This is a genomic window from Caulobacter sp. LjRoot300 (genome assembly GCF_964253875.1).
Classification (GTDB): domain Bacteria; phylum Pseudomonadota; class Alphaproteobacteria; order Caulobacterales; family Caulobacteraceae; genus Caulobacter.
In genome coordinates, this window is sequence record NZ_CAXUSA020000001.1 from 412,868 (window position 1) to 436,457 (window position 23,590).

Below are 23,590 nucleotides of genomic sequence, written 5' to 3' on the forward strand. Positions count from 1 at the left end.
GGAGGAACCACCATGACCAACGAAGGCGATCCCGCCCGGGGTCCGACCAGCGGCGTCACCCCCTATCTTTCCGTCGTCGGCGGCAAGGCGGCCGTGGACTTCTACAAGCGGGCGTTCGCCGCCGAGGAGGTGTTCCGCAACACCGCCGACGACGGCGAGCGCCTGCTGCATTCGCGGCTGCTGATCAACGGCGACTGGGTAATGCTGTCGGACCACTTCAGCGAAATGGCGCACGGCGACTATGTTCCACCCTCGGCCGTCACGCTGCACCTGGAAGTCGATGACGCCGACGCCTGGTGGAACCGGGCCGTCGAGGCCGGGGCGACGGTGCGCTTCCCGCTGGCCGACCAGTTCTGGGGCGACCGCTACGGCCAGCTCGTCGACCCGTTCGGCCACACATGGTCGGTGGCGTCGAAGATCAAGGGTTAGGGGCGTATCTACATTCTACGCTCCGGGAGTCGAACCGCCCGCGACCTAATCTCTCTCAACTGTCATTCCTGCCCTTGGCCAGCGCTCCACACCATATAATCGTCGGGTTAGCGCCACCTTTCAGACACTGGAGGCCTCCAGCTTCACCTTAGGATGCGGGAGGGGCTATGCACCGGACTTTGGCGACATGCTTGTCGATCGTCGTTGCCGCGCTGGCGTCAACGGCGGTCGCCGATCCCCTGACGGTCGTCTCGGAAGCGCCCATAACCCAGCAGGGCGCAACGAGGTTCGTCGTCCACTCTGACCGCCTGGGGCGAGACTACGAGGTTACCGTCCAACTCCCTGAGGCCAAGGTCTTCCTGCCCGGCCAGAAGCTCGCAGCGATATATGCGCTGGACGGCGGCTACGGGCTGGCCGGGTCGAACAGCGTCTTTCTCGGCGGGCGGGCCATGATGGCGCCGGCGATCGTCGTCAGCCTGCGCCTCGCCCCCGGCCAGCCGTCCTCCCGCAACCAGGACTTCACGCACCATCCCTTCACCGTGGACGGGAAAACCTTGGGCGGCGGCGGCGCGGTCTTCGAGGCGTTTCTGCTTCAGGACCTGAAACCGTTCATCGAGGCGAAGTACCCGGCCGATCCTGCGAGCGCCGTGCTGTTTGGTCATTCGCTGGGCGGCGTGTTCGCCGCCAACGTCTTCGCGGACAATCCCAACGCCTTCGCCGGCTATATCATCGGCAGCGTGGTGGTTCCGCGAGATCCCGGCCTCGTGGACCGGATCGCCAAGGCAACAGCCAGGGCGCATGGCCAGAGGGTCTTCCTGGCCGTCGGCGGCGCAGAGGATTCCACGGTCTCCGAGAAGCGCTTCATGGGGCAGGGCTTCACCGCCTTGACCGCTGCGTTCAAGGCAAGTCCGGGCGTCACATTGCAAGCCAAGTCCTATGCGGGCGAGAACCATCTCTCCTACTATCCGAACCTGATGCTCGACGGCTTCCGCTTCGTGTTGCCGCCCACCGTACCGGTCGACTTGCCTTACGTGCCGTTGTCGCAAAGCGCGCTTGCGCGCTACGTCGGGGCATATGCACTGCCGGATGGCCGCACCCTGACCGTCAAGCCAGGGTTCGACAATCTTTTGGCGGCCCAGGTCGATGACCAGCCATCAGTCTATTGGCTGCCGAACGGCACGGACCGCTTCTACGCCTTTACGGGCGACCTCGACGTCACCTTCGACCCGAGCGGACTGACTCTGACCGGGCGCGGCGCGAAAGTCCGTGCGGAGCGCAAGCCGGCGCAGTAGGCGTCTCCGGGGCTTCAAATTGCCAAGGCCAACAACTGTCGGTCTCGCGTGACCATGCCCTTGTGGCGGGAACACCCGATTCAACCGACGATGAAGAGCCTTGGCGATCAGGCTTGAATGTCGACGCGCCCCAAGCGCCGCCTACTCCGCCATCGCCTCGCCGGAACCGCCGAACTCGGCCGGGAAGTCCTTCAGCTTGGGCAGGCCGTCGCGCATCGGCAGCACGGTTTCGGCGTAGTTCACGTGCACGCCCGGCGCGAAGGCCAGGGTCGGGAGCGTGGCGGCGAACACGTCGACCAGTCCCAGGGTTGGATGATCGGTCATCAGGTGGCCGCCGCACTTGGCGCAGTATCGCCGCTGGCTGAACGCGGTCTTCTGGTAGGTCGCCAGCTCGTCGGAGCCCGACGTGACCCGCACGGCGTCCGGTTTCCACAGGCTGAAGGCGTTGACCGGCCCACCCGACCACGCTCGGCACGAGCGGCAATGGCAGTAGCCCATGGCCTCGGGCTCGCCGACGGCCTCCAGTTGGACCGCGCCGCAGAAGCAGCTTCCGACATAGGTCATGACACGTTCCAGGGTTCGCGTGACCAGCCGGGAGACGGTAACGCTTCCGCCGGCCCGCAACAAGCGTCGTGACGGCCGCCCTCGCGGCCGCCGCGCTCGCCTAAGCCCTGAGCCGCGCCGTAATCCGCTGGCCGTTGCGCTCGATGGTGATGGTCCAGGTCGCGGCCCCGGCGTTGGACGCCGCCGCCAGGTCGGCGGTGGTGTTGATGGCCCGACCGCTGACCTCGCGGATGAAGTCGCCCGGACGCAGGCCCGCGTTCAGCGCGAAGCCCTGGCCGATCTTGGTGACCAGCACGCCGCGCCCGGCGAACGGGTCGACGCCCAGCTCCTGGGCCACGGCGGGCGACAGGTTGACCACGGTGGCGCCGTCGAACGGATTGCGGCCCTTGATCACCCGCTCGTCGCGGGGGGGACTTTCCGGTGCGGCCTCGGCGCGCAGGGTCAGGGTCTGTTCCTTGCCGTTGCGATTGATCAGCACCTGGACCCGGTCGCCGATCTTGTGGGTGCCGATGGCGAAGGCGCCGCCGCCCTCATCGTTCACCGCCCGGCCGTCGATGGACAGGATCACGTCGCCGTCGCGGATGCCGGCCCGCTCGGCCGAGCCGCCGGGATAGACGTCGGAGATCACCAGGCCGCGGGGCGTGGCCAGGCCCAGGCTGCGGGCGATGTCGCCGGTCACCGGCTGGCCCTTCACGTCCAGCCAGGGCCGCACCACGCTGTGGCCGCCGCCCAGGGCCGCGTTGACCACCTGGCGCACCACGGCGGCGGGAATGGCGAAGCCGACGCCGCTGGACGAGCCCGAGCGCGAGATGATGAAGGTGTTCACCCCGATCAGGTCGCCGTCCATGTCGACCAGAGGACCGCCGGAATTGCCTGGATTGATCGCCGCGTCGGTCTGGATGTAGCTGCCGAACTCGGCCGCCCCGACGTCGGTGCGGGCCAGGGCCGAGACGATGCCGTTGGTCACCGTCTGGCCGACCCCGAACGGGTTGCCCATGGCCAGGACCAGGTCGCCGACCTCCAGTTGCTCCTGGTCGTCGATGGCGATCACCGGCAGGCGCTCGCCCTTGGTGTCGATCTTCAGCACCGCCAGGTCCGAGCGCGGGTCGTCCAGCAGCACCGTGGCCGGGAACTCCCGGCGGTCGGCCAGCTGGACGGTGACGTCGCTCATGTTCTCGATATTGTGGTGGTTGGTGATGATCACCCCGTCGGCGCGGACGATGGCGCCCGAGCCCAGCGAGCCCTGCACCTGCTCGCGCGGCGCCCCGCCGCCGCCGCCCATGAAGAAGTCCCAGAACGGGTCGGCCTGCTGGCGCACCACGCGCTTGCTGGCGACGTTGACGATGGCCGGGGCGGTCTTCTTCACCACCGGCGAGAACGAGGCCTTCATCGACCCCGGGTCGGTGGGGACCCGGCGGGTCGGCTGGGCCAGGTCGGGGAGGGTCTGGGCCTTCGACGGCCCCTGCGGCGAGCAGGCGGCCAGCAGGGCCAGGGCGGGAAGCACGACGCGATAGGATCGCATGGTTGTTGGGCGACTCCGTGAATTGCAGCCCGCGAGATCAGCCGAGCTTTCGGGCGCATTGATGGCGGCCAAGGTCCGGGATTTCGACGTCAGGCCCTTCCCGCCGCTATTCAAAGACGATCAGGCGACGCTCGGTTCCACCGCCACGGGCCGCGCCACGCGGATGGCCAGCACCGTGGCCGCCAGCAGCAGGGCCGCGGCGATCAGGGCCGGCAGGCCGGGCAGGTGCACAGTGGCGTCGTGACGGACCGCCCAGGAGAACGGCAGCAGGTAGAGCGAGGGCCCGACGATGGCTGTGACGCCCATCATGGCCGAGTTCGCCCCCTGCAGCTGGCCCTGCTCCCATGGCTGGACCCGGCGGGTCATCAGCCCTTGCAGCCCCGGCTGGATCAGGCCCGTGAAGGCGAAGATCGGCAGGCCGCACAGATAGAGCCACCCCGTCGGCGCCAGGCCGTAGATCATGAAGCCGACGCAGCCGCTGAACAGGCCGATCAGCAGGGCCCCGCGCTCGCCCACCCGCTTGACCACCGGCCCGACGACGAAGCTCTGCAACAGGATGCCGGCCACGCCGCTGCCCATCAGGGTCAGGCCGATCACCGCCGTCGACCAGTGGTAGCGGAAGCCCATGTACAGCACGAAGACGCTGGGCAGCACGTTGTGCGACAGCTGGAACAGGAAGCCCACGCCGGCCAGGCCCAGCAGGTCCGGCTTGCTCCGCAGCAGGTTCAGCGAGCCCAGCGGGTTGGCCTTGCTCCAGTCGAAGCGATCGACGCGCTTCTCGGGCGGCAGCGATTCCGGCAGCACGAAGAAGCCGTACAGCCAGTTGCACAGGGCCAGGCCCGCGCAGACCAGGAACGGCAGCCGGTGATCGAACTGCCAGAGCCAGCCGCCCAGGGCCGGGCCGAAGGTGAAGCCCACCCCGAACGCCGCGCCCATCAGGCCAAAGCCCTTGGCCCGCTCCTCCGGCTTGGTGACGTCGGCGACATAGGCTCCGGCCGTCGAGAAGCTGGCCGCGGTCATGCCGTTGAACACCCGGCCGACGAACAGCCACCACAGGGTCGGAGCGAAGGCCATGAACAGGAAATCCACCCCCAGGCCGAAGATCGAGGTCAGGATCACCGGGCGGCGGCCCCAGCGGTCGGACATCAGCCCCAGGATCGGCGAACAGAAGAACTGCATCACGCCCCAGGTGGTGGCGAACAGCACCACCCACAGGGCCGTGGAGGCGGTGTCGCCACCGTTGAAGCGCTTCATCAGCTCGGGCAGCACGGGGATCATCACCCCCAGCGACAGCACGTCCAGGCAGGCGGTGACGAAGATGAAGCCGAGCGCGGCCTGTCGGTGGTTTCGGCTGATGGCCTTGGTCATGACGCTTCCCCTTGAACCTTGTTTTGCCGCCTGGCGTGGAGCCGGGCAAGCCGTGCGTCCTTCGAGGCCCGCTCCGCGGGCGCCTTAGGATGAGGAATTCTGTGCGCGGGCTTCCTCATCCTGAGGTGCGAGCCGCAGGCGAAGCCTCGAAGGACGCAAGGCTTTGCAGCAATCCCCGCCACCATTCGGCGTGGCGTTGCAGGAACACCGCGTCCGGGAAGCGATGCCGGGCCACGTGCTCGATCGGCACGGTGTCCCAGCCGCGATGCTCGACCGTGACCCGGGTCTCGTCTCCCACAGCTTCGAAGCGGACCTCGACCTCGGTGTCCATACCCGGCGCGAAGCTGGCCTGGCGCCAGCCGAACACCAGCCGCTCGCCGGGCGCCCAGACGCGGACAGGGCCGATCTCGAACACCTTGCCCGACGGCAGGCGCTCGACCAGGCGGGCGCCCTGGCCGGTCCCCTCGAACGCCAGCACGCCGGGCGAGCGCGGGGTGAACGAGAACAGGGGGTTGGGCTTCCACCAGGCGCCGATGTCGGCGGTGAAGGCGTCGAACACTCGAGACGGCGCGGCCTTGATGCGCAGGGCGACCAGGATCTTGGAACTCACCCGCCGCCTCCCTCGACATGCGCTTTCAGCGCCAGCATTTGGTCGCTCCACAGGCCCTCGGCGGCCTCGGCCCAGGCCTTGAGCTCGGCCATCGGCGCGGCGCGCAGGGCGTAGACCCGCACCCGGGCGTCGAACGGGGGATGGCTCTCCTCCACCAGGCCCGCCTGGCGCAGGGCGCGCAGATGACGGCTCATGGCCGGGGCCGACAGGCCGGCGGCCTGGGCCAACTCGCCCGCCCGGCGCGGTCCCTGGCGCAGCAGGTCGACGGTCGCCCGCCGATGCGGGTCGGCCAGGGCCGCCAGAGTGGCGTCGAGCGAGGCGCTCATGCCGAGGTCGCCTCCAGGCGGCGGAAATCGTCGGGGTTCACGCCCAGCCCTTCACCACCTTCAGGCCGGACTCCGCCTCGGCCTCTTCCACGCTGACCGCGCGGACCGGCGCGCCGACCGTCCAGAAATGGCCCTCGGGGTCGCGGCAGCGATAGGTGCGGTCGCCGTAGAACTGGTCGGCTGGCTCCATCAGGATCTCGGCCCCCGCCGCCCGCGCCCGCTCGCAGTGGGCGTCGATGTCGCCCTCCAGGTGGATGTGGACGCTCTGGGTGTTGAACCCGTCGATCGAGACCGGGCTCTTGTGCTGCGCGGTCCACTCATTGCCGATCATCACCAGGCCGTCGCCGAAGCTCATCTCGGCATGGGCCAGGTTTCCGTCGTTGTCCTCGATCAGCATCGCCAGATCGAAGCCGAAGGCGGCTTCGAGGAACTTCAGCGCGGCCTTGGGGTCGCGATAGCAGAGGGCCGAGGTCAGGGCGCTGCGGATCATGGCGGAGCTCCGTTTTCCGATTTCCGCAATATTTAACGCATATTGAAACTATTTGCGCAAGCGGCGCCACAATCCTGCCGAGAGCACGCCCCAAGGTTGTTTGGATCAGGAGGTTGCCATCATGATGCTCACTGACGCGCCCGCCGCTTCGCCAGCCGTTTGCCAACTGATCGCCGGCGCGGAACCGATCGCCGATCTGGCTGGCCTGCCGCCAGCGATGACGCGCGCGCTCGACGCGCGCCAGATCCAGCTTTCACCCGCCGGCGGCTCGTTCAACGCGTCCGACATTGGTCCGGGCCCCTGGCGGCGTTTCGCCTCGGCCGCCCGTCTGTCGGACCGCTATGTGATGATCTACGAGCACGGCGGCCGCGGCTATCACCTCGACGTTCTGACCTATGACGGCTCGCCTCGCGCCCCGCGTCCGGATGCGGTGGTCCACGACGTCAGCATGGGGAAACCTCCTTGTGAGGTCTTGAACCTGGCCCTGACCATCGCCCTGCCCAGCCGGGCGCCCGACAAGATCGAGTGGTGATCGCCTACCGCAGCGCCGCCTTCACCGGGCCCAGCTCGCCGTCGCCCTTGTCGCCCTTCACGCCGATCAGCCGGGTCAGCAGCGGATAGACGTCGACATTGTCGAACACCGGCAACACCACGCCCCTCCGAAAGGCCGGACCGCGGGCCACGAAAACCGCGCGCATGGTGGGGTCGAACGGGTCGTAGCCATGGGCCCCGCCGTCGCGCGGGTGCTCCTCCAGCCGCTTCTTCAGGGCGCTGGCGGTGACGAAGTACCAGCCCAAGTCGGCCAGGCAGACGATCGGCGGCACGCGCGGATTGGTCCCGTAGCCGTAGCGGGCCGGGATCTTACCCTTCTCCCAGCAGGTCAGATGCGGATGGGCCTTCAGCATCGCCGCCGCGACCTCGGCCTCGAACCCGGGCAAGGGGCGCACGCCGACGATCGAGCCGGTGCTGACGAACTTGACCTTGGCCGGATCGACCAGGGTCGAGACCTCGACCAGGCCGCTCAGCGGCTGGGGCGCCATGCCGTGGTCGGCGACGACGACGAGGTTGGTGGTCCGGTACAGTCCCCTCGCCTTCAGCCCCGCCACCAGCCGGCCGATCGCGGCGTCGACTTCGGCGGCGGCGGCGTTCACCTGCGGCGAATCCGGGCCGTAGTGGTGGCCTTCGGTGTCGGTGCGGTCGAAATAGAGGGTGGCCAAACCCAGCGGCGGGGCCTTAGCGTCGATCCACGACAGCAGGGTGTCGACCCTGTCGTTGGACGAGACCTTCATGTCGAAGACCTTCCAGCGGCTGGGCCGCACGCCGTCGATCCGCGCTTCCGAGCCCGGCCAGAACAGGATGCCGGCGTGCACGCCCTGTTGCTCGGCGCTGACCCAGATCGGCTTGGCCTGGTCCCACCAGCGCCCGTCGCCGACCGCCGCGTGGTTGGACATGCTGAAGCTGACGCCGGGGATGGCCTCGTCCTCCAGCGTGTTGTTGACCATGCCGTGGTGGTCGGGCCGCTTGCCGGTGACCAGGGTGTAGTGGCTCGGATAGGTCAGGGACGGGAACGACGGCCGCATGGCCCCGCGCGCGCCGTCGGCCGCCAGGGCGTTGAGGACCGGAGTGTTCCCCCGGTCCAGATAGTCGGGCCGGAAGCCGTCCAGCGAGATCAGGATGGTCAGCCCCGGCTTCGACGGCCTCTTGGCCGCCTCGGCCCGCGAGGACGTGGCGAAGGTCGCCAGCATCAGGGCCGCGGCCAGGACCATCCACCGACACACAATGACCATCACGCACACCTCGTACTGGGACGCTCGCCTATAGCCCAGGCTTGTGACGGCTCGCCATGTCTGTCGGCGACTTAACTTGGCGAGGGAGGCCCGCCCGGCCATAGTCGCCGCAACTTTCAGGGAGTCGCCCCGCATGATCGCCGCCGGAACCTGTCGCGCATGAGCTTCGCCCTGGAGGCCGAGAGTCTCGTCAAGACCTATGGCGCGGTGCGCGCGCTGGACGGCCTGTCGCTGCGCATCCCGGCCGGCGGGGTGTTCGGCGTGCTGGGTCCGAACGGCGCGGGCAAGAGCACCCTGTTCCGGATCGCCCTGGGCCTGGTGCGGCCGACCAGCGGGACGGCGCGGCTGTTCGGCGCTCCGGCCGGCCAGGCCTCGTCCCTGCGCCGGGTCGGGGCGATGATCGAGACCCCGCGCTATCCGCCCTACCTGACCGCCCGCGACGTGTTGCGGATGCTGGCCATGGAAAGTGGCGCGATAGGCTCGGCCGACGTCAACTACTGGCTCGAACGGGTCGGGCTGGGCGGCGCCGCCGACCGCAAGGCGGGCACCTTCTCGGTGGGCATGAAGCAGCGCTTGGGCCTGGCCGCGGCGTTCTTCACGCGGCCGGAGCTGGTGATCCTGGACGAGCCGACCAGCGGCATGGACCCGGCCGGCATCCAGGAGATCCGCGCCCTGATCCGCGACCTGGCCGCCAAGGAGGGCGTGACGATCATCCTGGCCAGCCATCAGCTGGACGAGGTCCGCCGGGTCTGCGACCGGGTGGCGATCTTCTCCAAGGGCAAGCTGGCGGCGGAGGGCGACGTCGAGGCCCTGACCGGGGGCAAGCCGCGCCTGCGCCTGACCGTCTCGCCGGTCGCCAAGGCCCTGGCGGTGCTGGGCGCCAAGGGCGAGGCCGACGGCCAGAACGCCGTGCTGGCCGACGTGCTGCGCGCCGAGACCCCCGCCCTGATCCGCGCCCTGGTCGAGGCGGGCGTCGAGATCACCGAGGCCCGCTGGCGCGAGGGCGACCTGGAAAGCGCCTATCTGGGCGCCCTCGAACCGAAGGATCTGGTCGATGCTCGCTGACGCCATCGCCGCCGAGCGCTTCCGCTTGTCGCGCGACCGGACCGCCCTGTTCTGGGGTTTCGGCTTCGCGCCCCTGGTCGCCATGCTGTTCAGCATGGGGATCGACGTCTTCACCCGCGCGGTCCTGCACCGGACCATTCCCGGCGAGACGACCGACCTGGCCAACCGGGCCATGGGCGCTGTGGCCGGGGCCTCGGGGCCGTTCACCGCCCTGTTCCTGCTGATCGGCGCGGCGGCGATCTTCGCCGGCGACTATCGCTGGGAGACCTGGCGCCTGCTCACCCCGCGCAACAGCCGCGTCAATCTGCTGGCCGCCAAGCTGATCGTCTTCGCCGAGGTCGCGGCCTGGAGCCTGCTGCTGACCGCCTTCACCTCGGTGCTGGCGGGCCTGTTCGGCAGTGTCGTCAACCACGCGACCCTGGTCGCCCCGCCCAACGGCTCGGCCTTCCTGGGCCACTTCGCCGGCGTCTTCGTGATCACCTGGCTGGAGGTGATGCTGATCGGCGCCTTGGCCGGCCTGATCGGCGTCGTCACCCGCTCGACGATGGGCGCTGTGATCGCCGGCCTGGTGGTGGTGTTCGTGCAGTCGACCCTGGCCGCCACGATGCAGGCCACGACCTGGAAGAGCCTGGCGATCCCGGCCTATGCGGGGCGTATCCTCAAGGGCTTCGTCGCCGCCCCCGACGAGGTGCGGCCCGAGGCGGGCCCCGCGGGCCTGGCGCTGGTGCTGGTGCTGGCCTGGCTGATCGTGCTGGCAGCCGGCGCGGTGGCGCTGTTCCGCCGCCAGGACCTGACCAAGGAATAGGTCGTCCTCGGCGACGGGTCGGCCTAAGCCGCCGCCCAGGCCTCCTGCCCGCCCGACACCTGGAAGTGCTCGACCTGGGCCTCCAGGCGCACGGCGTCGTCGGCCAAGCCGCGGCTGGCGGCGGTGGCCTGCTCGGCCATGGCGGCGTTCTGCTGGATCACCTGGTCCATCTGGCCGACCGCCTGGTCGATCTCGGCCAGGCCCGCGGCCTGCTCGCGGCTGGACTGGGCGATCTGCTCCATCAGGCCGCCGATCAGCCCCACCCGCTCGACGATATCGCCGAGCGCCTCGCCAGCCTGGCCGACCAGGGTCACGCCGCAACGGACATGGTCTGAGGACTCCGAGATCAGCCCCTTGATCTCCTTGGCCGCCTCGGCCGAGCGCTGGGCCAGCGCCCGGACTTCCTGGGCCACGACCGCGAAGCCGCGGCCGGCGTCGCCCGCGCGCGCGGCCTCGACCCCGGCGTTCAGGGCCAGCAGGTTGGTCTGGAAGGCGATCTCGTCGATCACGCCCAGAATCTGCGAGACCTTGGCCGACGAGCTTTCGATCTGGCTCATGGCCTGGGCCGCGCGGCCGACCACCTGGCTGGAGCGGTCTGCGACCGCGCGGCTGTCGGTCACGGCGGCGTTGGCCTCGGTCGCGCCCTCGGCGGTGCGCCTGACGCTGGCGCTGACCTGGCCCACGGCGGCGGCGGTCTCGGCCAGGCTGGCGGCCTGGCGTTCGGTGCGGGCCGACAGGTCTTCGATCGCGCCCCGGATCTCGCCGGCTCCGGCCCGCAGGCCGCCCGCGCCCTCGACCACCTCGACCATCGCCGCCTCGAGCCCGGCGATCGCCCGGTTGAAGTCGCCGCGCAGCCTCTCATAGGCGCTGGGGAACATCGTCTCCAGGCGCGCCGTCAGGTCACCGGCCTTCAGCCGGGTCACCGCCGCGCCCAGGGCTTCGACAACCTGCAGGCGCCCTGTCTCCTCGGTCCGCCGCTCGGCGTCGTGCCGGGTCTTGGCGATCTCGGTCTCGTCGCGTTCGACCGCGATCCGGTCCTCGGCCGCTTGCCGCGCGACGATCGCTTCGCGGAACACGGCCACCGAATTGGCCATCTCGCCGATCTCGTCGCCTCGCCCGGCGAACGGCACGGCCCGATCGTAGTCGCCGGCCGCCAGCCGGCCCATGAAGCCGGTCATGGCCTGGATCGGCTTGACGATGCGGCGGCTCATCAGGACGATCCCGCCGCCGACCACCACCAGCATCAGCGCGCCCGCCCCGGCCAGCAGGGCGAAGGCCAGACGGGTCTGGGCCGCGGCGCGCGCCTCGACCGCCGCGGCGTCGTGGTTGGCCATGACCACCACCTTGTCGATCACGGCGCGATGGGCCTCATAGGCGGTGTCGGCCCGGGCCAGGCCCCGCCGAGCGCGCTCCAGGTCGCCGGACCGGACGGCGGGCAGGATCTCCTGGTCGATCTCGCGCCAGAATTCCATGGCCGGGGCCGCGGACTGGTCGACCAGAAGCGCGCGCATGGCCGGATCGATCGGCGCGGTCGTCCAATAGGCGCGGCGGTTGTCGTAGTCCTTGCGCAGGGCCGCCAGCTTGTCGGCGGCGGCGTCCACCGTCTCGGGATGGGCGACCAGCTTGGTGGCCACCAGGTCGGCCTCGACCACGTAGAGGGGCGGCGGCAGGATGTCGGCGACGATGTCCTTGTTGTCGACGATCTGGCGGAACAGCGGCCCGCCGACCCTCAGGCCCTCGATCGCGAACAGGGCCAGCCCACCGGCCAGGATCAGGCCCGCGGCGAGCGCGCCGCCGAACGTGCGCATGACGCCGGAAATTTTCATCGTGATCCCTCCCCCGAGAGCCTTAACGGCGAAGGATGGGGCGACGAGGTGAACAAACCTCTACCGGAAGCGACAACGGAGCCCGCTGCAACCTGGCGCGGCGGCCCGGGCGCAAAAAAGGCCCCGGATCGCTCCGGGGCCTTTTCCGTCAGCCGAGGCTGAAAATCCTAGTCGTCCGAGTCGTTCGAGAACACCGGGCCGGAGTCCTTGCCCTTGGCCGAGACGTCGCGATCGACGAACTCGATGACGGCCAGCGGAGCGTTGTCGCCGTAGCGGAAGCCGGCCTTCAGGACGCGGATGTAGCCGCCCTGGCGGTCCTTGTAGCGGGGACCGATGGTGGCGAACAGCTTGCCGACTTGCTCGACGTCGCGGACGGTCGAGATGGCTTGGCGGCGAGCGTGCAGGTCGCCGCGCTTGGCCAGGGTGACCAGCTTTTCGACGAACGGACGCAGTTCCTTGGCCTTGGGCAGGGTGGTGACGATCTGCTCGTGCTTGATCAGCGAGGCCGACATGTTGGCGAACATGGCGGTGCGGTGAGCGGACGTACGACCGAGTTTACGGTGAGCCTTACCGTGACGCATTGTAGTGTCTCCTGGGCCGTGGCCCGCTGAAGCGCGGAAAAGTGCGCTGATTGTCACCAATCCCAGCGGCGTCCCGGCCGGGTTCAGAACGAAGCGCCGGGGCCCTCCACCGCTGTTGCGGCTTCAAAAGGCCCAGGCCGCCCCCAAAATTCCGAGGAAAATGGGAGAGCGGCCCGGATTAAGCGCGGTACTTAGGTACTAGATCTGGTCTTCGAACTTCTTGGCCAGGTCTTCGATGTTTTCGGGCGGCCAGTTCGGCACGTCCATGCCCAGGTGCAGGCCCATGCCGGCCAGCACTTCCTTGATCTCGTTCAAGGACTTGCGGCCGAAGTTCGGCGTGCGCAGCATCTCGGCTTCGGTCTTCTGGATCAGGTCGCCGATATAGACGATGTTGTCGTTCTTCAGGCAGTTGGCCGAGCGGACCGACAGTTCCAGTTCGTCCACCTTCTTCAGCAGGGCCGGGTTGAACGGCAGTTCCGGCTTGGCCTCGTCGGCGGTCTTGGCCTTGGGCTCTTCGAAGGTGATGAAGATCTGCAGCTGGTCTTGCAGGATGCGGGCGGCGTAGGCCACCGCGTCCACCGGCGTGACCGCGCCGTTGGTTTCCACTTCCAGGATCAGCTTGTCGTAGTCCAGCGACTGACCCTGGCGGGTCGGCTCGACGCGATAGGCGACGCGCTTGACCGGCGAGTACAGGGCATCGACGGCGATCAGGCCGATCGGCGCGTCTTCCGGACGGTTCTTGTCGGCCGGGACGTAGCCCTTGCCGGTGTTGACCGTGAACTCCATGCGCACCGAGGCGCCGTCGTCCAGCGTGCAGAGCACGTGGTCGGGGTTCAGGATCTCGATGTCGGCCGGGGTTTCGATCTGACCCGCGGTCACCGGGCCGGGGCCCGTGGCGCGCAGGGTCATGCGCTTGGGGCCTTCGGCGTGCATGCGCACGGCCAGCTGCTTGATGTTCAGAACGATGTCGACGACGTCTTCGCGGACGCCTTCGAGCGAGGAGAATTCGTGTACGACGCCATCGATCTGGATGGCGGTGACGGCGGCGCCCTGAAGCGAGGAGAGCAGGACGCGGCGGAGAGCGTTGCCGAGCGTCACACCGAAGCCGCGTTCGAGCGGCTCAGCCACGATGCGAGCCTTGCGGGTCGCGTCGGCGCCAGTCTCGATTTGCGGCTTCTCAGGACGGATCAGCTCGTTCCAGTTTCTTTCGATCACGTGGTCGATCCCTTGAACGCGGCTCGCCGGCCGCGAATCTCGCAGCCGGCGATGGAGAATTGGGTCTTGATAGTACTAGACGCGACGACGCTTGGGCGGACGGCAGCCGTTGTGCGGGATCGGCGTCACGTCGCGGATCGTCGTGATGGTCATGCCCGCGGCCTGGAGAGCGCGCAGGGCCGACTCACGGCCCGAACCCGGACCCGACACGTTGACCTCGAGGGTCTTCACACCGTGTTCGGCGGCCTTCTTGCCCGCGTCTTCCGCAGCCATCTGAGCGGCGTACGGGGTCGACTTGCGCGAGCCCTTGAAGCCCATCGCGCCGGCGCTGGACCAGGAGATGGTGTTCCCTTGCGCGTCGGTGATGGTGATCATGGTGTTGTTGAACGAGGCGTTCACATGCGCCACGCCCGAGGTGATGTTCTTGCGTTCGCGCTTTTTAACGCGAGCCGGTTCCTTGGCCATCGTCAGGCTACCTTATTTCTTCTTGCCGGCGATCGGCTTGGCCGGACCCTTGCGGGTACGAGCATTCGTGTGCGTGCGCTGACCGCGGACCGGCAGGCCCTTACGGTGACGCAGGCCGCGATAGCAGGCCAGGTCCATCAGGCGCTTGATGTTCATCGAATTTTCGCGGCGCAGGTCGCCTTCGACGGTGAAGTCCTTGTCGATCGTTTCACGGATCGCGAGCACTTCGGCGTCGGTCAGCTGGTTGACCCGGCGGGCGTCATCGATGCCCACCTTCGTGACGATGTCACGAGCGGACTTCTGGCCAATGCCATGAATGTACTGAAGCGCGATCAAAACGCGCTTGTTCGTCGGGATGTTGACGCCTGCGATACGGGCCACGTCTAATGTTCTCCTAGTCACGCACTAAAGACGCGAACGGCGCGCCCGGCCCGGTCTTTCGACCCAGTCCGGCGCGCACAGATCGCGCCCTTTCGCGGAAGCGCCCCGTTATAGGGATAGTTGCGCATCCGTCAATGGCGGAATCCGCTCAATCGAGAGGATTCCAACGAAGTCTCAAGCCACGACCGAAAGCGCGGCGTCGATGGAGCCGGCCACCGCTTCCACGGTGCCCATGCCGTCGACTTCCGACAACTTGCCCTGCTCCCGATAGTACGGAAGCAGCGGCGCGGTGTCGGCGTTGTAGCGGTCCAGGCGATTCACGAAGGTTTCGGGATTGTCGTCCGACCGTCCCTGCTCGGCGTATCGCTTGGTGATGCGTTCGATCAGGGCGGGCTCGTCTACCTTGAGTCGGAGAACAGAGTCGATCTTCTGACCCCGCTTGGCCAACATGGTGTCCAAGGCCTGGGCCTGGGCGATGGTGCGCGGGAAGCCGTCGAAGATCGCGCCGCCGGCCGCCTCGGCCTCGGGCAGGCGCTCCTCGATCAGGGCGATGACGATCTCGTCGGTGACTAGGTCGCCGCGGTCCAGGACACCCTTGACCTTCTGGCCCAGGTCCGAGCCCGAGGCGATGGCGGCGCGCAGCATGTCGCCGGTCGACAGCTGGACCATGCCCCGCTGCTCGACCAGGCGCTTGGCCTGGGTCCCCTTGCCCGCCCCAGGCGGCCCGAACAGGATCAAGTTCATCAATGCGCTTCCTGCGTTTCCGCGGGTCTGCCGCCCGCGTCCGCCCAGACCTAGAGTGGGTTCGACGAAAACGGAAGCCGGATTGTGACAAACCGGCTTCCGTGTTCCTGCCTTACGTCGCGCCGGAAGGGGTTAGCGCCCCTTGCCGCCGCGAAGCTTCGATTTCTTGATCAGGCCTTCGTACTGGTGGGCCAGCAGGTGGGACTGGATCTGGGCGACGGTGTCCATGGTCACGGTCACGACGATCAGGATCGAGGTGCCGCCCAAGGCGAACTTGGTCGGCCCCATGCTGCTCATCAGCAGTTCGGGCAGGATACAGACGGCGGTGATGTAGGCCGCGCCGATCACCGTCAGGCGGGTCAGGACGTAGTCCAGATACTCCGCCGTCCGCTTGCCCGGACGGATGCCCGGCATGAAGCCGCCGTACTTGCGCAGGTTCTCGGCCGTCTCGTCGGGATTGAACACAACCGAGGTGTAGAAGAACGAGAAGAAGATGATCAGGGCCGCGTACAGCACCATGAACAGCGGCTGGCCGTGCTGCAGGGCGCCCACGACGCTGGGCAGCCATTGCAGCCAGTTGGGCAGGTTGGCGGTGGCCAGGAAGCCCATGGCCGTGGTCGGCAGCAGCAGCAGGCTGGAGGCGAAGATCGGCGGGATGACGCCGGCGGTGTTCAGCTTCAGCGGGATGAACGAGGTGTCGCCGCCGATCATCCGGTTGCCCTGCTGGCGCTTGGGATAGTGGACCAGCAGCCGGCGTTGCGAGCGCTCGATGAACACGATGAAGAAGATCACGGCCACGGCCAGCACGGCCACGGCGAACAGGGCGAAGCCCGACATCGCGCCAGTCTGCACCTGGGTGAACATCTGCACCACGCCCAGCGGCAGAGCGGCCACGATGCCGGCGAAGATGATCAGCGACACGCCGTTGCCGACGCCGCGGCTGGTGATCTGCTCGCCCAGCCACATCAGGAACAGGGTGCCGCCCGTCAGGGCCACCACGGTCGACAGGATGAAGAAGGCCGGGGCGATGCCGCCGACGATCATGTTGGGCTGGCTCTGCAGGCCCACGGCGATCGAGAACGACTGCACAATGGCCAGGATGACCGCCAGGTAGCGGGTGTACTGGTTGAGGGTCTTGCGGCCGGCTTCGCCGCCTTCCTTCTTCAGCTTCTCCCACGGCGGATACACCGAGCCCATCAGCTGCACGATGATCGAGGCGCTGATGTAGGGCATCACGTTCAGCGAGAACACGGCCATGCGCTGCACGGCCCCGCCCGAGAACATGTTGAACATCCCCAGGATGCCCTTCGACTGCTGCGAGAACGCCGCGGCGAAGGCTTCCGGATTGATCCCCGGGATCGGCACATAGGTGCCGAGCCGGTAGACGATCAGGGCGATGAGCGTGAACCAGATGCGCTTGTGAAGTTCGGTGGCCTTCTGGAAGGACCCGAAGTTCATGTTGGCTGCGAGTTGTTCGGCGGCCGAGGCCATTCAAATCCCCACGTCGAGAGCGCGCGCCGCATCCGCGGCCTTGGTCGCGCTCCAAGCATAAATCCGAGCCAGGTCCGGTCGGCGGTGAATCGCCGGGGCTGGACAAGGCCCGAGTACGGAGCCGTACATAGGTGAGGCTCGCCGCGATGTCACGGCGAGCCTCGTTATTCTGTCATCCCGATGGGAAACTGCGCACCTGGCGGGGTCTCCCCTGCCCTGTCCGCGATCCCGGCGACGGCGTCCAAGAGCTTGGCGCGCCGGATTCGGGATGACGCTATGGACTTAGGCTTCGGCTTGCGCCTTGGCCTTCTTGGTCACGGTCACCGAACCGCCGGCGGCTTCCACGGCCTTGATGGCGGCTTCGGTCGCCGAATAGACGGTCAGCTTCAGGGCGGTCTTGATCTCGCCCTTGCCCAGCAGCTTCACGCCGTCCAGTTCGCGGCGGATCACGCCGGCGGCGACTAGGTCAGCCGGAGCCAGCTCGGCGCCGGCCTTGAACTTGCCAGCGGCCACGGCCTGCTCCAGGCGCCACAGGTTCACTTCGGCGAACTCCAGGCGGAAGGGGTTGTTGAAGCCGCGCTTGGGCATGCGCATGTGCAGCGGCATCTGGCCGCCTTCGAAGCCGGCGATGGCGACGCCCGAGCGCGCCTTCTGGCCCTTCACGCCGCGACCACCGGTCTTGCCCTTGCCCGAACCCGGGCCGCGGCCGATGCGCATGCGGCCCTTGGTCGAGCCGGGAGCCGGAGCCAGTTCATTCAGCTTGGTCATGTGTGCCTCTCCTTGGAGATCTGCGCCCGGCCAGCGGCCGGACTCGGCTTTTGAAAACAAAGAAACTTCAAACGAAAACCACCCCGGCTTTCACCGGGGGTGGCGATTTCGACGTCTCGTAGCAGACCTACTCGACGATTTCCAGCAGGTGCTGGACCTTGCGGATCATGCCGCGCACCGAGGGGGTGTCTTCCAGCTCGGACTCGCGGCCCAGCTTGTTGAGACCCAGGCCAGCGAGCGTGGCGCGCTGGACGGCGTTGCGGCGGATCGGGCTGCCGGTCTGGCGAACCTTCACGGTCTTGGTTTGCGTAGCCATGTCTTAGCCCTCGATGGCGTCCGGAGCCGAGGCTCCGTCGGCGCGGCGGCCGAGAATGTCGCCGACCTTCTTGCCGCGCTTGGCGGCGATCTGGCGGGGCGACGATTGAACCTTCAGGGCTTCGAACGTAGCGCGGACCATGTTGTACGGGTTCGAAGAACCCGTCGACTTGGCCACGACGTCCTGGACGCCCAGGGTTTCCAGAACCGCGCGCATCGGACCACCGGCGATGACGCCCGTGCCGGGAGGGGCGGCGCGCATCATGACCTTGCCAGCGCCCCAACGGCCGTAGCCGTCGTGGTGCAGGGTGCGCGACTCGCGGAGCGGGACGCGGACCATGGTCTTCTTGGCTTCTTCGGTCGCCTTGCGGATGGCTTCGGGCACTTCACGCGCCTTGCCATGACCGTAGCCGACGCGGCCCTTCTGGTCGCCGACGACCATCAGAGCGGCGAAGCTGAAGCGACGGCCGCCCTTAACGGTGGCGGCGACGCGGTTGATGTGGACGAGCTTTTCGACGATGTCGCTGTCGACCCGCTCTTCGGGGGCGTTGCGGTCGCGACGGTCCCGGCGTTGGCCGCCTTCTCCGCGCTGTTGGTCACCACGAGCCATGATGTTTCCCTTAGAAGTTCAGGCCGGCTTCGCGCGCGGCGTCGGCCAGGGCTTTCACCCGTCCGTGGAAGATGTAGCCGCCGCGATCGAAGACGACGTCCTTGACGCCCTTTTCGATGGCGCGTTCGGCGACGAGCTTGCCGACCAGGGCGGCCGCGTCCTTGTCCGCGCCCTTGGCCGAACCTTCACCCTCGAGGGTGGAGGCCGAAGCCAGGGTCACGCCGCGTTCATCATCGATGACCTGGGCGTAGATGTTCTTGGACGAACGGAAGACCGACAGACGCGGGCGACCGTTGGACAGGGCCTTGAGGCGGGTGCGGGTGCGTTGGGCACGACGCACGGCGGATTCGCGAGGTGAGAGCGCCATGGCTTACTTCTTCTTGCCTTCCTTGCGGCGAACCTTCTCGCCAGCATACCGCACGCCCTTGCCCTTGTAGGGCTCCGGCGGACGAATGCGACGGATCTTCGCGGCAATCTCGCCAACCGCCTGCTTGTCAGCGCCGGCGATCTTGATTTCGGTCTGCTTGGGCACCGCGAAGGTGACGCCGGCCGGAGCCTCGACGTCCACATCGTGGGAGAAACCGAGCTGGATGGAGAGCGCGGTGCCCTTCATCGCGGCGCGGTAACCGACGCCCACCAGCTCGAGGGTTTCCTCGAAGCCCGTGGTGACGCCTTGCACCATGTTGGCCACCAGCGTGCGGGACAGGCCCCACATCGACTTGGCGCGCTTGCTCTCATCGCGCGCCGCCAGCAGGAGGTCGGAACCTTCCTGCGAAACGGCGATCTCTTCGGCGATGGTCCAGGCGAGTTGCCCCTTGGGGCCCTTCACCGTGACCGTCTGCCCGTCGATCGTGACTTGCACGTTCGAGGGGATCGCGACGGCCTTCTTACCGATACGTGACATGCTCTGTTCCCTCCCGCGCCTAGTAGACGCGGCAGAGGACTTCGCCACCGACGTTAGCGTCGCGTGCGGCGGAGTCCGACATGACGCCCTTCGGCGTCGAAAGGATCGAGATGCCCAGGCCGTTCTTGATCGGCTTCAGGTCCTTGATCGACGAATAGACGCGACGGCCAGGCTTGGACACGCGGCTGATCTCGGCGATCACGGGCTCACCGTCAAAATACTTGAGCTCGATCTCGAATTCGGGGAACGCGCCGGGCTTCTCGACCAGCGAGTAGCCGCGGATGTAGCCTTCGTCGGCCAGCACGTCCAGGACGCGGGCGCGCAGCTTGGAAGCCGGCGTCGCGACCTTGGCGCGCTTGCGCGTGGCGGCGTTCTTGATGCGAGCGATCATATCGCTCAGGGGATCGTTCATCGACATCTGATCGTCCTCACCAGCTCGACTTGACGAGGCCGGGGATCTGCCCTTGCGAACCCAGTTCGCGCAGAGCAATCCGGCTCATCTTCAGCTTGCGATAGTAGGCGCGCGGGCGGCCGGTCACTTCGCAGCGGTTGCGAATGCGAACGGCCGACGAGCTGCGCGGAAGCTTCGCGAGCTTCAGGCGGGCTTCGAAGCGTTCTTCCAGCGGCAGGCTTTCGTCGTTGGCGATCGCCTTCAGCGCGGCGCGCTTGTCGGCGTATTGCTTGACGAGGGCCTTGACCGCGAGATTACGGTTAACGGCGCTTTTCTTGGCCATGGTGTGTTTCCCTGCCCGCTCTTAATTCGTGAACGGGAACTGGAATTCCTTCAGGAGAGCCTTGGCTTCCTGATCGGTCTTCGCAGTGGTGCAGACGATGATGTCCATGCCCCAGATCTGTTCGATCTGGTCATAGTTGATTTCCGGGAACACCAGGTGCTCCTTCAGGCCCATGGCGTAGTTGCCACGGCCGTCGAAGCTCTTGCCGTTCAGGCCGCGGAAGTCCTTCACGCGCGGCAGCGCGATCGTGACCAGGCGGTCGAGGAATTCGTACATCCGGTCCTTGCGGAGGGTCACCTTGGCGCCGACCACCATGCCCTCGCGCAGCTTGAAGCCGGCGATCGACTTGCGGGCCTTCGTGGCGACCGGCTTCTGGCCGGCGATGGCCATCAGATCCTTCAGCGCGGTCTGGGCCTTCTTGGAGTCGGCCACCGCCTCGCCGATGCCCATGTTCAGGACGATCTTGTCCAGCTTGGGGATCTGCATTTCGTTGGTGTACGCGAACTGCTCCTTCATCGCGGCGCGGATGCGCGCGCGATATTCGGTCTTCAGCCGCGGCTCGTAAGCTTGATCAACCATTGATCACCTCGCCCGTCGTCTTGGCGACGCGCACCTTCTTGTCGCCTTCGATCTTGAAGCCGACGCGGGTGGGCTTGCCGTTGGAATCGACCAGAGCCACGTTCGAGACGTGCAGGGTCGCTTCCTTGCTCTTGATGCCGCCTTGCGGATCAGCCTGGGTGGCCTTGGTGTGGCGTTGAACCAGGTTCACGCCTTGCACCAGGACGCGGTTCTCCTTGGGGAGAACCTGGGTCACGGCGCCTTGCTTGCCCTTGTCCTTGCCGGCCAGGACGACAACGCGGTCGCCCTTCTTAATCTTGGCAGCCATTACAGCACCTCGGGGGCGAGGGAGATGATCTTCATGTGGTTCTTGGCGCGCAGTTCGCGGGGAACCGGGCCGAAGATCCGCGTGCCGACCGGCTCGCTCTGCTTGTTGACGATGACCGCGGCGTTCTTGTCGAAACGGATCAGCGACCCGTCCTTACGCTTCATGCCTTGGTTCACGCGAACGACGACGGCGCGAAGCACGTCGCCCTTCTTCACGCGGCCGCGCGGAATGGCTTCCTTCACGGACACGACGATCACGTCACCGACGCTGGCGTAGCGACGACCTGCGCCACCCAGCACCTTGATGCACATGACCCGGCGGGCGCCGGAGTTGTCGGCGACTTCCAGGTTAGTTTGCATCTGGATCATGGTTCAAACCTTCCAGATTAAGCTGAAGCCTTGGGAAGGACTTCCCAGGTCTTCAGCTTGGACTTCGGAGCGCACTCAACGATGCGAGCAATCTCGCCCGCCTTGTACGCATTGCTCTCATCATGCGCGTGGTACTTCTTGGACCGACGCACGATCTTCTTCAGCAGCGGGTGAACGATGGTCCGTTCAACCTTGACCACTACGGTCTTGTCGCCCTTATCGGAGACGACAACCCCTTCGAGGATACGCTTGGGCATATCGTTCTCCTTAAGCCGCAGCCTTGGCGCGCAGCACGGTCTTGATGCGGGCGATTTCCTTGCGGATCTCGCCGACGCGGTGGGTCTTTTCCACCTGACCGGTCGCCGCCTGGAAGCGCAGATTGAACTGCTCCTTCTTCAGGTTGAGCAGCTGCTCGGCGAGTTGGTCGGGAGTCATGCCCCGGATGTCTTGGATCTTGGTCATGCCGCTTCGGCCTCCAGAGCCGCACCAGCGTCGATGCGGGTGACGACGCGGGTACGGATCGGCAGCTTGGCGGCGCCAAGGCGCAGGGCTTCGCGCGCGATATCGTCCGGCACGCCGTCGATTTCGAACATGATGCGGCCCGGAGCCACGCGAGCGGCCCAGTGGTCCACGGCGCCCTTGCCCTTACCCATCCGCACTTCGGCCGGCTTGCCGGTGACCGGCACGTCCGGGAAGATACGGATCCAGACGCGGCCTTGACGCTTCATCTGGCGGGTGATGGCGCGACGAGCAGCTTCGATCTGGCGAGCCGTGATGCGCTCCGGCTCGACGGCCTTCAGGCCGTACGAACCGAAGTTCAGCAGGGTGCCGCCCTTCGAGGTGCCGTGGATACGGCCCTTGAACTGCTTGCGATACTTGGTTTTTTTCGGTGACAGCATAGCGCTCTATCCTTAGCCCCGATCGCGACGGCCGCGGTCGCCCCGGTCGGGACGATCGCCGCGCTCGCGTCCGCCACCTTCGCCGGCCGGGCCGGATTCAGTGGCCAGACGCTTGTCGAGCGCCATCGGGTCATGCTCCAGCACTTCGCCTTTGAAGATCCAGGTCTTCACGCCGATGATGCCGTAGGTGGTCTTGGCTTCCGCGAAACCGTAGTCGATGTCGGCGCGCAGGGTGTGGAGCGGCACGCGACCTTCGCGATACCATTCCATCCGCGCGATTTCCGCGCCGCCGAGGCGGCCCGACACGTTGATGCGGATGCCCTTGGCGCCGAGACGGACGGCCGATTGGATCGACCGCTTCATGGCGCGACGGAACGCGATACGACGCTCGAGCTGCTGGGCGATGGACTCGGCCACCAGCTGCGCATCGGTTTCGGGCTTGCGGATTTCGACGATGTTCAGGTGAACCTCGCCTTCCGTCATCACCGACAGGTCCTTGCGGAGCTTGTCGATGTCAGCGCCCTTCTTGCCGATGATGACGCCCGGGCGGGCGGCATAGATCGTCACGCGGCACTTCTTGTGCGGACGCTCGATGATGATGCGCGAGACGCCGGCTTGATACAGGCGCTTCTTCAGCATCGCACGGACCGCGAGGTCCTGGTGCAGGAGCTTGCCGTACTGCTCGCCGTCGGCGAACCAACGGCTGTCCCAGGTACGGTTTACGCCGAGCCGCAGCCCGACCGGATTGACTTTCTGACCCATCAGGCGGCCTCACCCAGTTCGCGGACCACGATGGTGATCTCGGAGAACGGCTTTTCAACGCGCGTGGCCCGACCGCGAGCACGCGGCGAGAAGCGCTTCATCACCAGGTTCTTGCCCACATAGGCCTCGGCGACGACCAGCGAGTCGATGTCGAGGTTGTGGTTGTTCTCGGCGTTGGAGATGGCCGAGTACAGCGCCTTGCGGACGTCCTGAGCGATACGCTTGTGGCTGAATTCGAGCTCGTTCAGAGCGCGCTGGACGTTCAGGCCACGGATGGACTGAGCGACCAGGTTCAGCTTGCGGGCGCTGGTGCGCAAGGTGCGAACCTTGCACATCGCTTCATTGGCCGGCAGGCGGCGAGGTTGTTTAGCTTGGCTCATGGC

The 23,590-nt window shown here is 67.1% G+C and carries 34 protein-coding genes; 5 read left to right on the forward strand and 29 right to left on the reverse strand.

What is annotated here, in order from left to right:
• Positions 1–12: 12 nt before the first annotated feature.
• The gene (locus ACSQ2G_RS01945; protein WP_436027845.1) at positions 13–429 is read left to right on the forward strand and encodes a VOC family protein; all 417 of its coding nucleotides are present in this window, start codon (positions 13–15) and stop codon (positions 427–429) included.
• Between the two features lie 191 nt (positions 430–620).
• On the forward strand, positions 621–1,721 hold the full coding sequence (locus tag ACSQ2G_RS01950; protein WP_436027846.1) for an alpha/beta hydrolase: 1,101 nt from the start codon (positions 621–623) through the stop codon (positions 1,719–1,721).
• 141 nt (positions 1,722–1,862) lie between these two features.
• On the opposite strand, the gene ACSQ2G_RS01955 is transcribed toward ACSQ2G_RS01950, so the two are convergent.
• The 6 genes from ACSQ2G_RS01955 to ACSQ2G_RS01980 all read right to left on the reverse strand — a co-directional run bounded on the left by ACSQ2G_RS01955 (position 1,863) and on the right by ACSQ2G_RS01980 (position 6,601).
• Positions 1,863–2,285 carry a GFA family protein gene (locus ACSQ2G_RS01955; protein WP_436027848.1) on the reverse strand — a complete coding sequence of 141 codons (423 nt, stop codon included), beginning with the start codon at positions 2,283–2,285 and terminating at the stop codon, positions 1,863–1,865.
• Positions 2,286–2,385: 100 nt separating this feature from the next.
• Positions 2,386–3,807 (reverse strand): Do family serine endopeptidase, encoded by a 1,422-nt coding sequence (locus ACSQ2G_RS01960; RefSeq protein ID WP_436027850.1) that lies wholly within the window; start codon positions 3,805–3,807, stop codon positions 2,386–2,388.
• Positions 3,808–3,927: 120 nt separating this feature from the next.
• Positions 3,928–5,175: a TCR/Tet family MFS transporter gene (locus tag ACSQ2G_RS01965; protein WP_436027852.1), complete on the reverse strand. Its 1,248-nt coding sequence runs from the start codon at positions 5,173–5,175 to the stop codon at positions 3,928–3,930.
• A gap of 115 nt (positions 5,176–5,290) precedes the next feature.
• A complete protein-coding gene (locus ACSQ2G_RS01970; RefSeq protein ID WP_436027854.1) occupies positions 5,291–5,785 on the reverse strand; it encodes an SRPBCC domain-containing protein in 495 nt (164 codons plus the stop codon).
• A complete protein-coding gene (locus ACSQ2G_RS01975; protein ID WP_436027856.1) occupies positions 5,782–6,111 on the reverse strand; it encodes an ArsR/SmtB family transcription factor in 330 nt (109 codons plus the stop codon). Before ACSQ2G_RS01975 ends, ACSQ2G_RS01970 begins: the two co-directional genes overlap by 4 nt.
• A gap of 37 nt (positions 6,112–6,148) precedes the next feature.
• Positions 6,149–6,601, reverse strand: a complete 453-nt coding sequence (locus ACSQ2G_RS01980; protein WP_436027858.1) for a VOC family protein — start codon at positions 6,599–6,601, stop codon at positions 6,149–6,151.
• 121 nt (positions 6,602–6,722) lie between these two features.
• On the opposite strand from ACSQ2G_RS01980, the gene ACSQ2G_RS01985 reads away from it, so the two are divergent.
• Positions 6,723–7,133, forward strand: coding sequence for a hypothetical protein (locus ACSQ2G_RS01985; protein WP_436027860.1), 411 nt, complete (start codon positions 6,723–6,725; stop codon positions 7,131–7,133).
• A gap of 4 nt (positions 7,134–7,137) precedes the next feature.
• Here the strand turns inward: ACSQ2G_RS01985 and ACSQ2G_RS01990 are convergent, their stop codons facing one another.
• On the reverse strand, positions 7,138–8,388 hold the full coding sequence (locus ACSQ2G_RS01990) for an ectonucleotide pyrophosphatase/phosphodiesterase (RefSeq protein ID WP_436027861.1): 1,251 nt from the start codon (positions 8,386–8,388) through the stop codon (positions 7,138–7,140).
• 159 nt (positions 8,389–8,547) lie between these two features.
• Between ACSQ2G_RS01990 and ACSQ2G_RS01995 the strand changes: the two genes are divergently transcribed.
• Entirely contained in the window at positions 8,548–9,453 is a 906-nt protein-coding gene (locus ACSQ2G_RS01995; protein ID WP_436027863.1) for an ABC transporter ATP-binding protein, read from the forward strand.
• On the forward strand, positions 9,443–10,258 hold the full coding sequence (locus tag ACSQ2G_RS02000; protein WP_436027864.1) for an ABC transporter permease: 816 nt from the start codon (positions 9,443–9,445) through the stop codon (positions 10,256–10,258). Before ACSQ2G_RS01995 ends, ACSQ2G_RS02000 begins: the two co-directional genes overlap by 11 nt.
• 23 nt (positions 10,259–10,281) lie before the next feature.
• On the opposite strand, the gene ACSQ2G_RS02005 is transcribed toward ACSQ2G_RS02000, so the two are convergent.
• The 22 genes from ACSQ2G_RS02005 to rplV all read right to left on the reverse strand — a co-directional run bounded on the left by ACSQ2G_RS02005 (position 10,282) and on the right by rplV (position 23,587).
• On the reverse strand, positions 10,282–12,084 hold the full coding sequence (locus ACSQ2G_RS02005; protein WP_436027866.1) for a methyl-accepting chemotaxis protein: 1,803 nt from the start codon (positions 12,082–12,084) through the stop codon (positions 10,282–10,284).
• Between the two features lie 167 nt (positions 12,085–12,251).
• On the reverse strand, positions 12,252–12,665 hold the full coding sequence (gene rplQ, locus ACSQ2G_RS02010) for a 50S ribosomal protein L17 (protein WP_056437811.1): 414 nt from the start codon (positions 12,663–12,665) through the stop codon (positions 12,252–12,254).
• 198 nt (positions 12,666–12,863) lie between these two features.
• Positions 12,864–13,880, reverse strand: coding sequence for a DNA-directed RNA polymerase subunit alpha (locus ACSQ2G_RS02015; protein WP_056437814.1), 1,017 nt, complete (start codon positions 13,878–13,880; stop codon positions 12,864–12,866).
• 75 nt (positions 13,881–13,955) lie between these two features.
• Positions 13,956–14,345, reverse strand: coding sequence for a 30S ribosomal protein S11 (rpsK, locus tag ACSQ2G_RS02020; protein ID WP_007662706.1), 390 nt, complete (start codon positions 14,343–14,345; stop codon positions 13,956–13,958).
• Positions 14,346–14,357: 12 nt separating this feature from the next.
• A complete protein-coding gene (gene rpsM, locus ACSQ2G_RS02025) occupies positions 14,358–14,726 on the reverse strand; it encodes a 30S ribosomal protein S13 (RefSeq protein ID WP_012285684.1) in 369 nt (122 codons plus the stop codon).
• 174 nt (positions 14,727–14,900) lie between these two features.
• Positions 14,901–15,470: an adenylate kinase gene (locus ACSQ2G_RS02030; RefSeq protein ID WP_310086970.1), complete on the reverse strand. Its 570-nt coding sequence runs from the start codon at positions 15,468–15,470 to the stop codon at positions 14,901–14,903.
• A 132-nt stretch (positions 15,471–15,602) separates the two neighbouring features.
• On the reverse strand, positions 15,603–16,961 hold the full coding sequence (secY, locus tag ACSQ2G_RS02035; RefSeq protein ID WP_028041099.1) for a preprotein translocase subunit SecY: 1,359 nt from the start codon (positions 16,959–16,961) through the stop codon (positions 15,603–15,605).
• A 282-nt stretch (positions 16,962–17,243) separates the two neighbouring features.
• Entirely contained in the window at positions 17,244–17,729 is a 486-nt protein-coding gene (gene rplO / locus ACSQ2G_RS02040; protein ID WP_056759339.1) for a 50S ribosomal protein L15, read from the reverse strand.
• A gap of 127 nt (positions 17,730–17,856) precedes the next feature.
• Entirely contained in the window at positions 17,857–18,045 is a 189-nt protein-coding gene (gene rpmD / locus ACSQ2G_RS02045; protein ID WP_028041101.1) for a 50S ribosomal protein L30, read from the reverse strand.
• A 3-nt stretch (positions 18,046–18,048) separates the two neighbouring features.
• The gene (gene rpsE, locus ACSQ2G_RS02050; protein ID WP_018113050.1) at positions 18,049–18,654 is read right to left on the reverse strand and encodes a 30S ribosomal protein S5; all 606 of its coding nucleotides are present in this window, start codon (positions 18,652–18,654) and stop codon (positions 18,049–18,051) included.
• 10 nt (positions 18,655–18,664) lie between these two features.
• Positions 18,665–19,021, reverse strand: coding sequence for a 50S ribosomal protein L18 (rplR, locus tag ACSQ2G_RS02055; RefSeq protein WP_028041103.1), 357 nt, complete (start codon positions 19,019–19,021; stop codon positions 18,665–18,667).
• Between the two features lie 3 nt (positions 19,022–19,024).
• On the reverse strand, positions 19,025–19,558 hold the full coding sequence (gene rplF / locus ACSQ2G_RS02060) for a 50S ribosomal protein L6 (RefSeq protein WP_310086977.1): 534 nt from the start codon (positions 19,556–19,558) through the stop codon (positions 19,025–19,027).
• A gap of 19 nt (positions 19,559–19,577) precedes the next feature.
• On the reverse strand, positions 19,578–19,976 hold the full coding sequence (rpsH, locus tag ACSQ2G_RS02065; protein WP_007662733.1) for a 30S ribosomal protein S8: 399 nt from the start codon (positions 19,974–19,976) through the stop codon (positions 19,578–19,580).
• A 10-nt stretch (positions 19,977–19,986) separates the two neighbouring features.
• Positions 19,987–20,292 (reverse strand): 30S ribosomal protein S14, encoded by a 306-nt coding sequence (rpsN, locus tag ACSQ2G_RS02070; protein WP_018061186.1) that lies wholly within the window; start codon positions 20,290–20,292, stop codon positions 19,987–19,989.
• Between the two features lie 21 nt (positions 20,293–20,313).
• A complete protein-coding gene (gene rplE, locus ACSQ2G_RS02075) occupies positions 20,314–20,871 on the reverse strand; it encodes a 50S ribosomal protein L5 (RefSeq protein ID WP_310086980.1) in 558 nt (185 codons plus the stop codon).
• A complete protein-coding gene (gene rplX, locus ACSQ2G_RS02080) occupies positions 20,864–21,178 on the reverse strand; it encodes a 50S ribosomal protein L24 (RefSeq protein WP_056759341.1) in 315 nt (104 codons plus the stop codon). Before rplX ends, rplE begins: the two co-directional genes overlap by 8 nt.
• A complete protein-coding gene (gene rplN / locus ACSQ2G_RS02085; RefSeq protein ID WP_007662742.1) occupies positions 21,178–21,546 on the reverse strand; it encodes a 50S ribosomal protein L14 in 369 nt (122 codons plus the stop codon). Before rplN ends, rplX begins: the two co-directional genes overlap by 1 nt.
• Before the next feature lie 17 nt (positions 21,547–21,563).
• Positions 21,564–21,803 carry a 30S ribosomal protein S17 gene (gene rpsQ, locus ACSQ2G_RS02090; RefSeq protein ID WP_436027871.1) on the reverse strand — a complete coding sequence of 80 codons (240 nt, stop codon included), beginning with the start codon at positions 21,801–21,803 and terminating at the stop codon, positions 21,564–21,566.
• A 10-nt stretch (positions 21,804–21,813) separates the two neighbouring features.
• Complete coding sequence (rpmC, locus tag ACSQ2G_RS02095; RefSeq protein WP_012285673.1) at positions 21,814–22,008, reverse strand: 50S ribosomal protein L29; 195 nt, start codon at positions 22,006–22,008, stop codon at positions 21,814–21,816.
• Positions 22,005–22,445, reverse strand: coding sequence for a 50S ribosomal protein L16 (gene rplP, locus ACSQ2G_RS02100; RefSeq protein WP_012285672.1), 441 nt, complete (start codon positions 22,443–22,445; stop codon positions 22,005–22,007). Before rplP ends, rpmC begins: the two co-directional genes overlap by 4 nt.
• Positions 22,446–22,457: 12 nt before the next feature.
• Positions 22,458–23,207 (reverse strand): 30S ribosomal protein S3, encoded by a 750-nt coding sequence (gene rpsC, locus ACSQ2G_RS02105; RefSeq protein ID WP_028041108.1) that lies wholly within the window; start codon positions 23,205–23,207, stop codon positions 22,458–22,460.
• Positions 23,207–23,587, reverse strand: a complete 381-nt coding sequence (gene rplV / locus ACSQ2G_RS02110) for a 50S ribosomal protein L22 (protein ID WP_012285670.1) — start codon at positions 23,585–23,587, stop codon at positions 23,207–23,209. The genes rpsC and rplV overlap by 1 nt, the downstream gene beginning before the upstream one ends.
• Between the last annotated feature and the right edge of the window lie 3 nt (positions 23,588–23,590).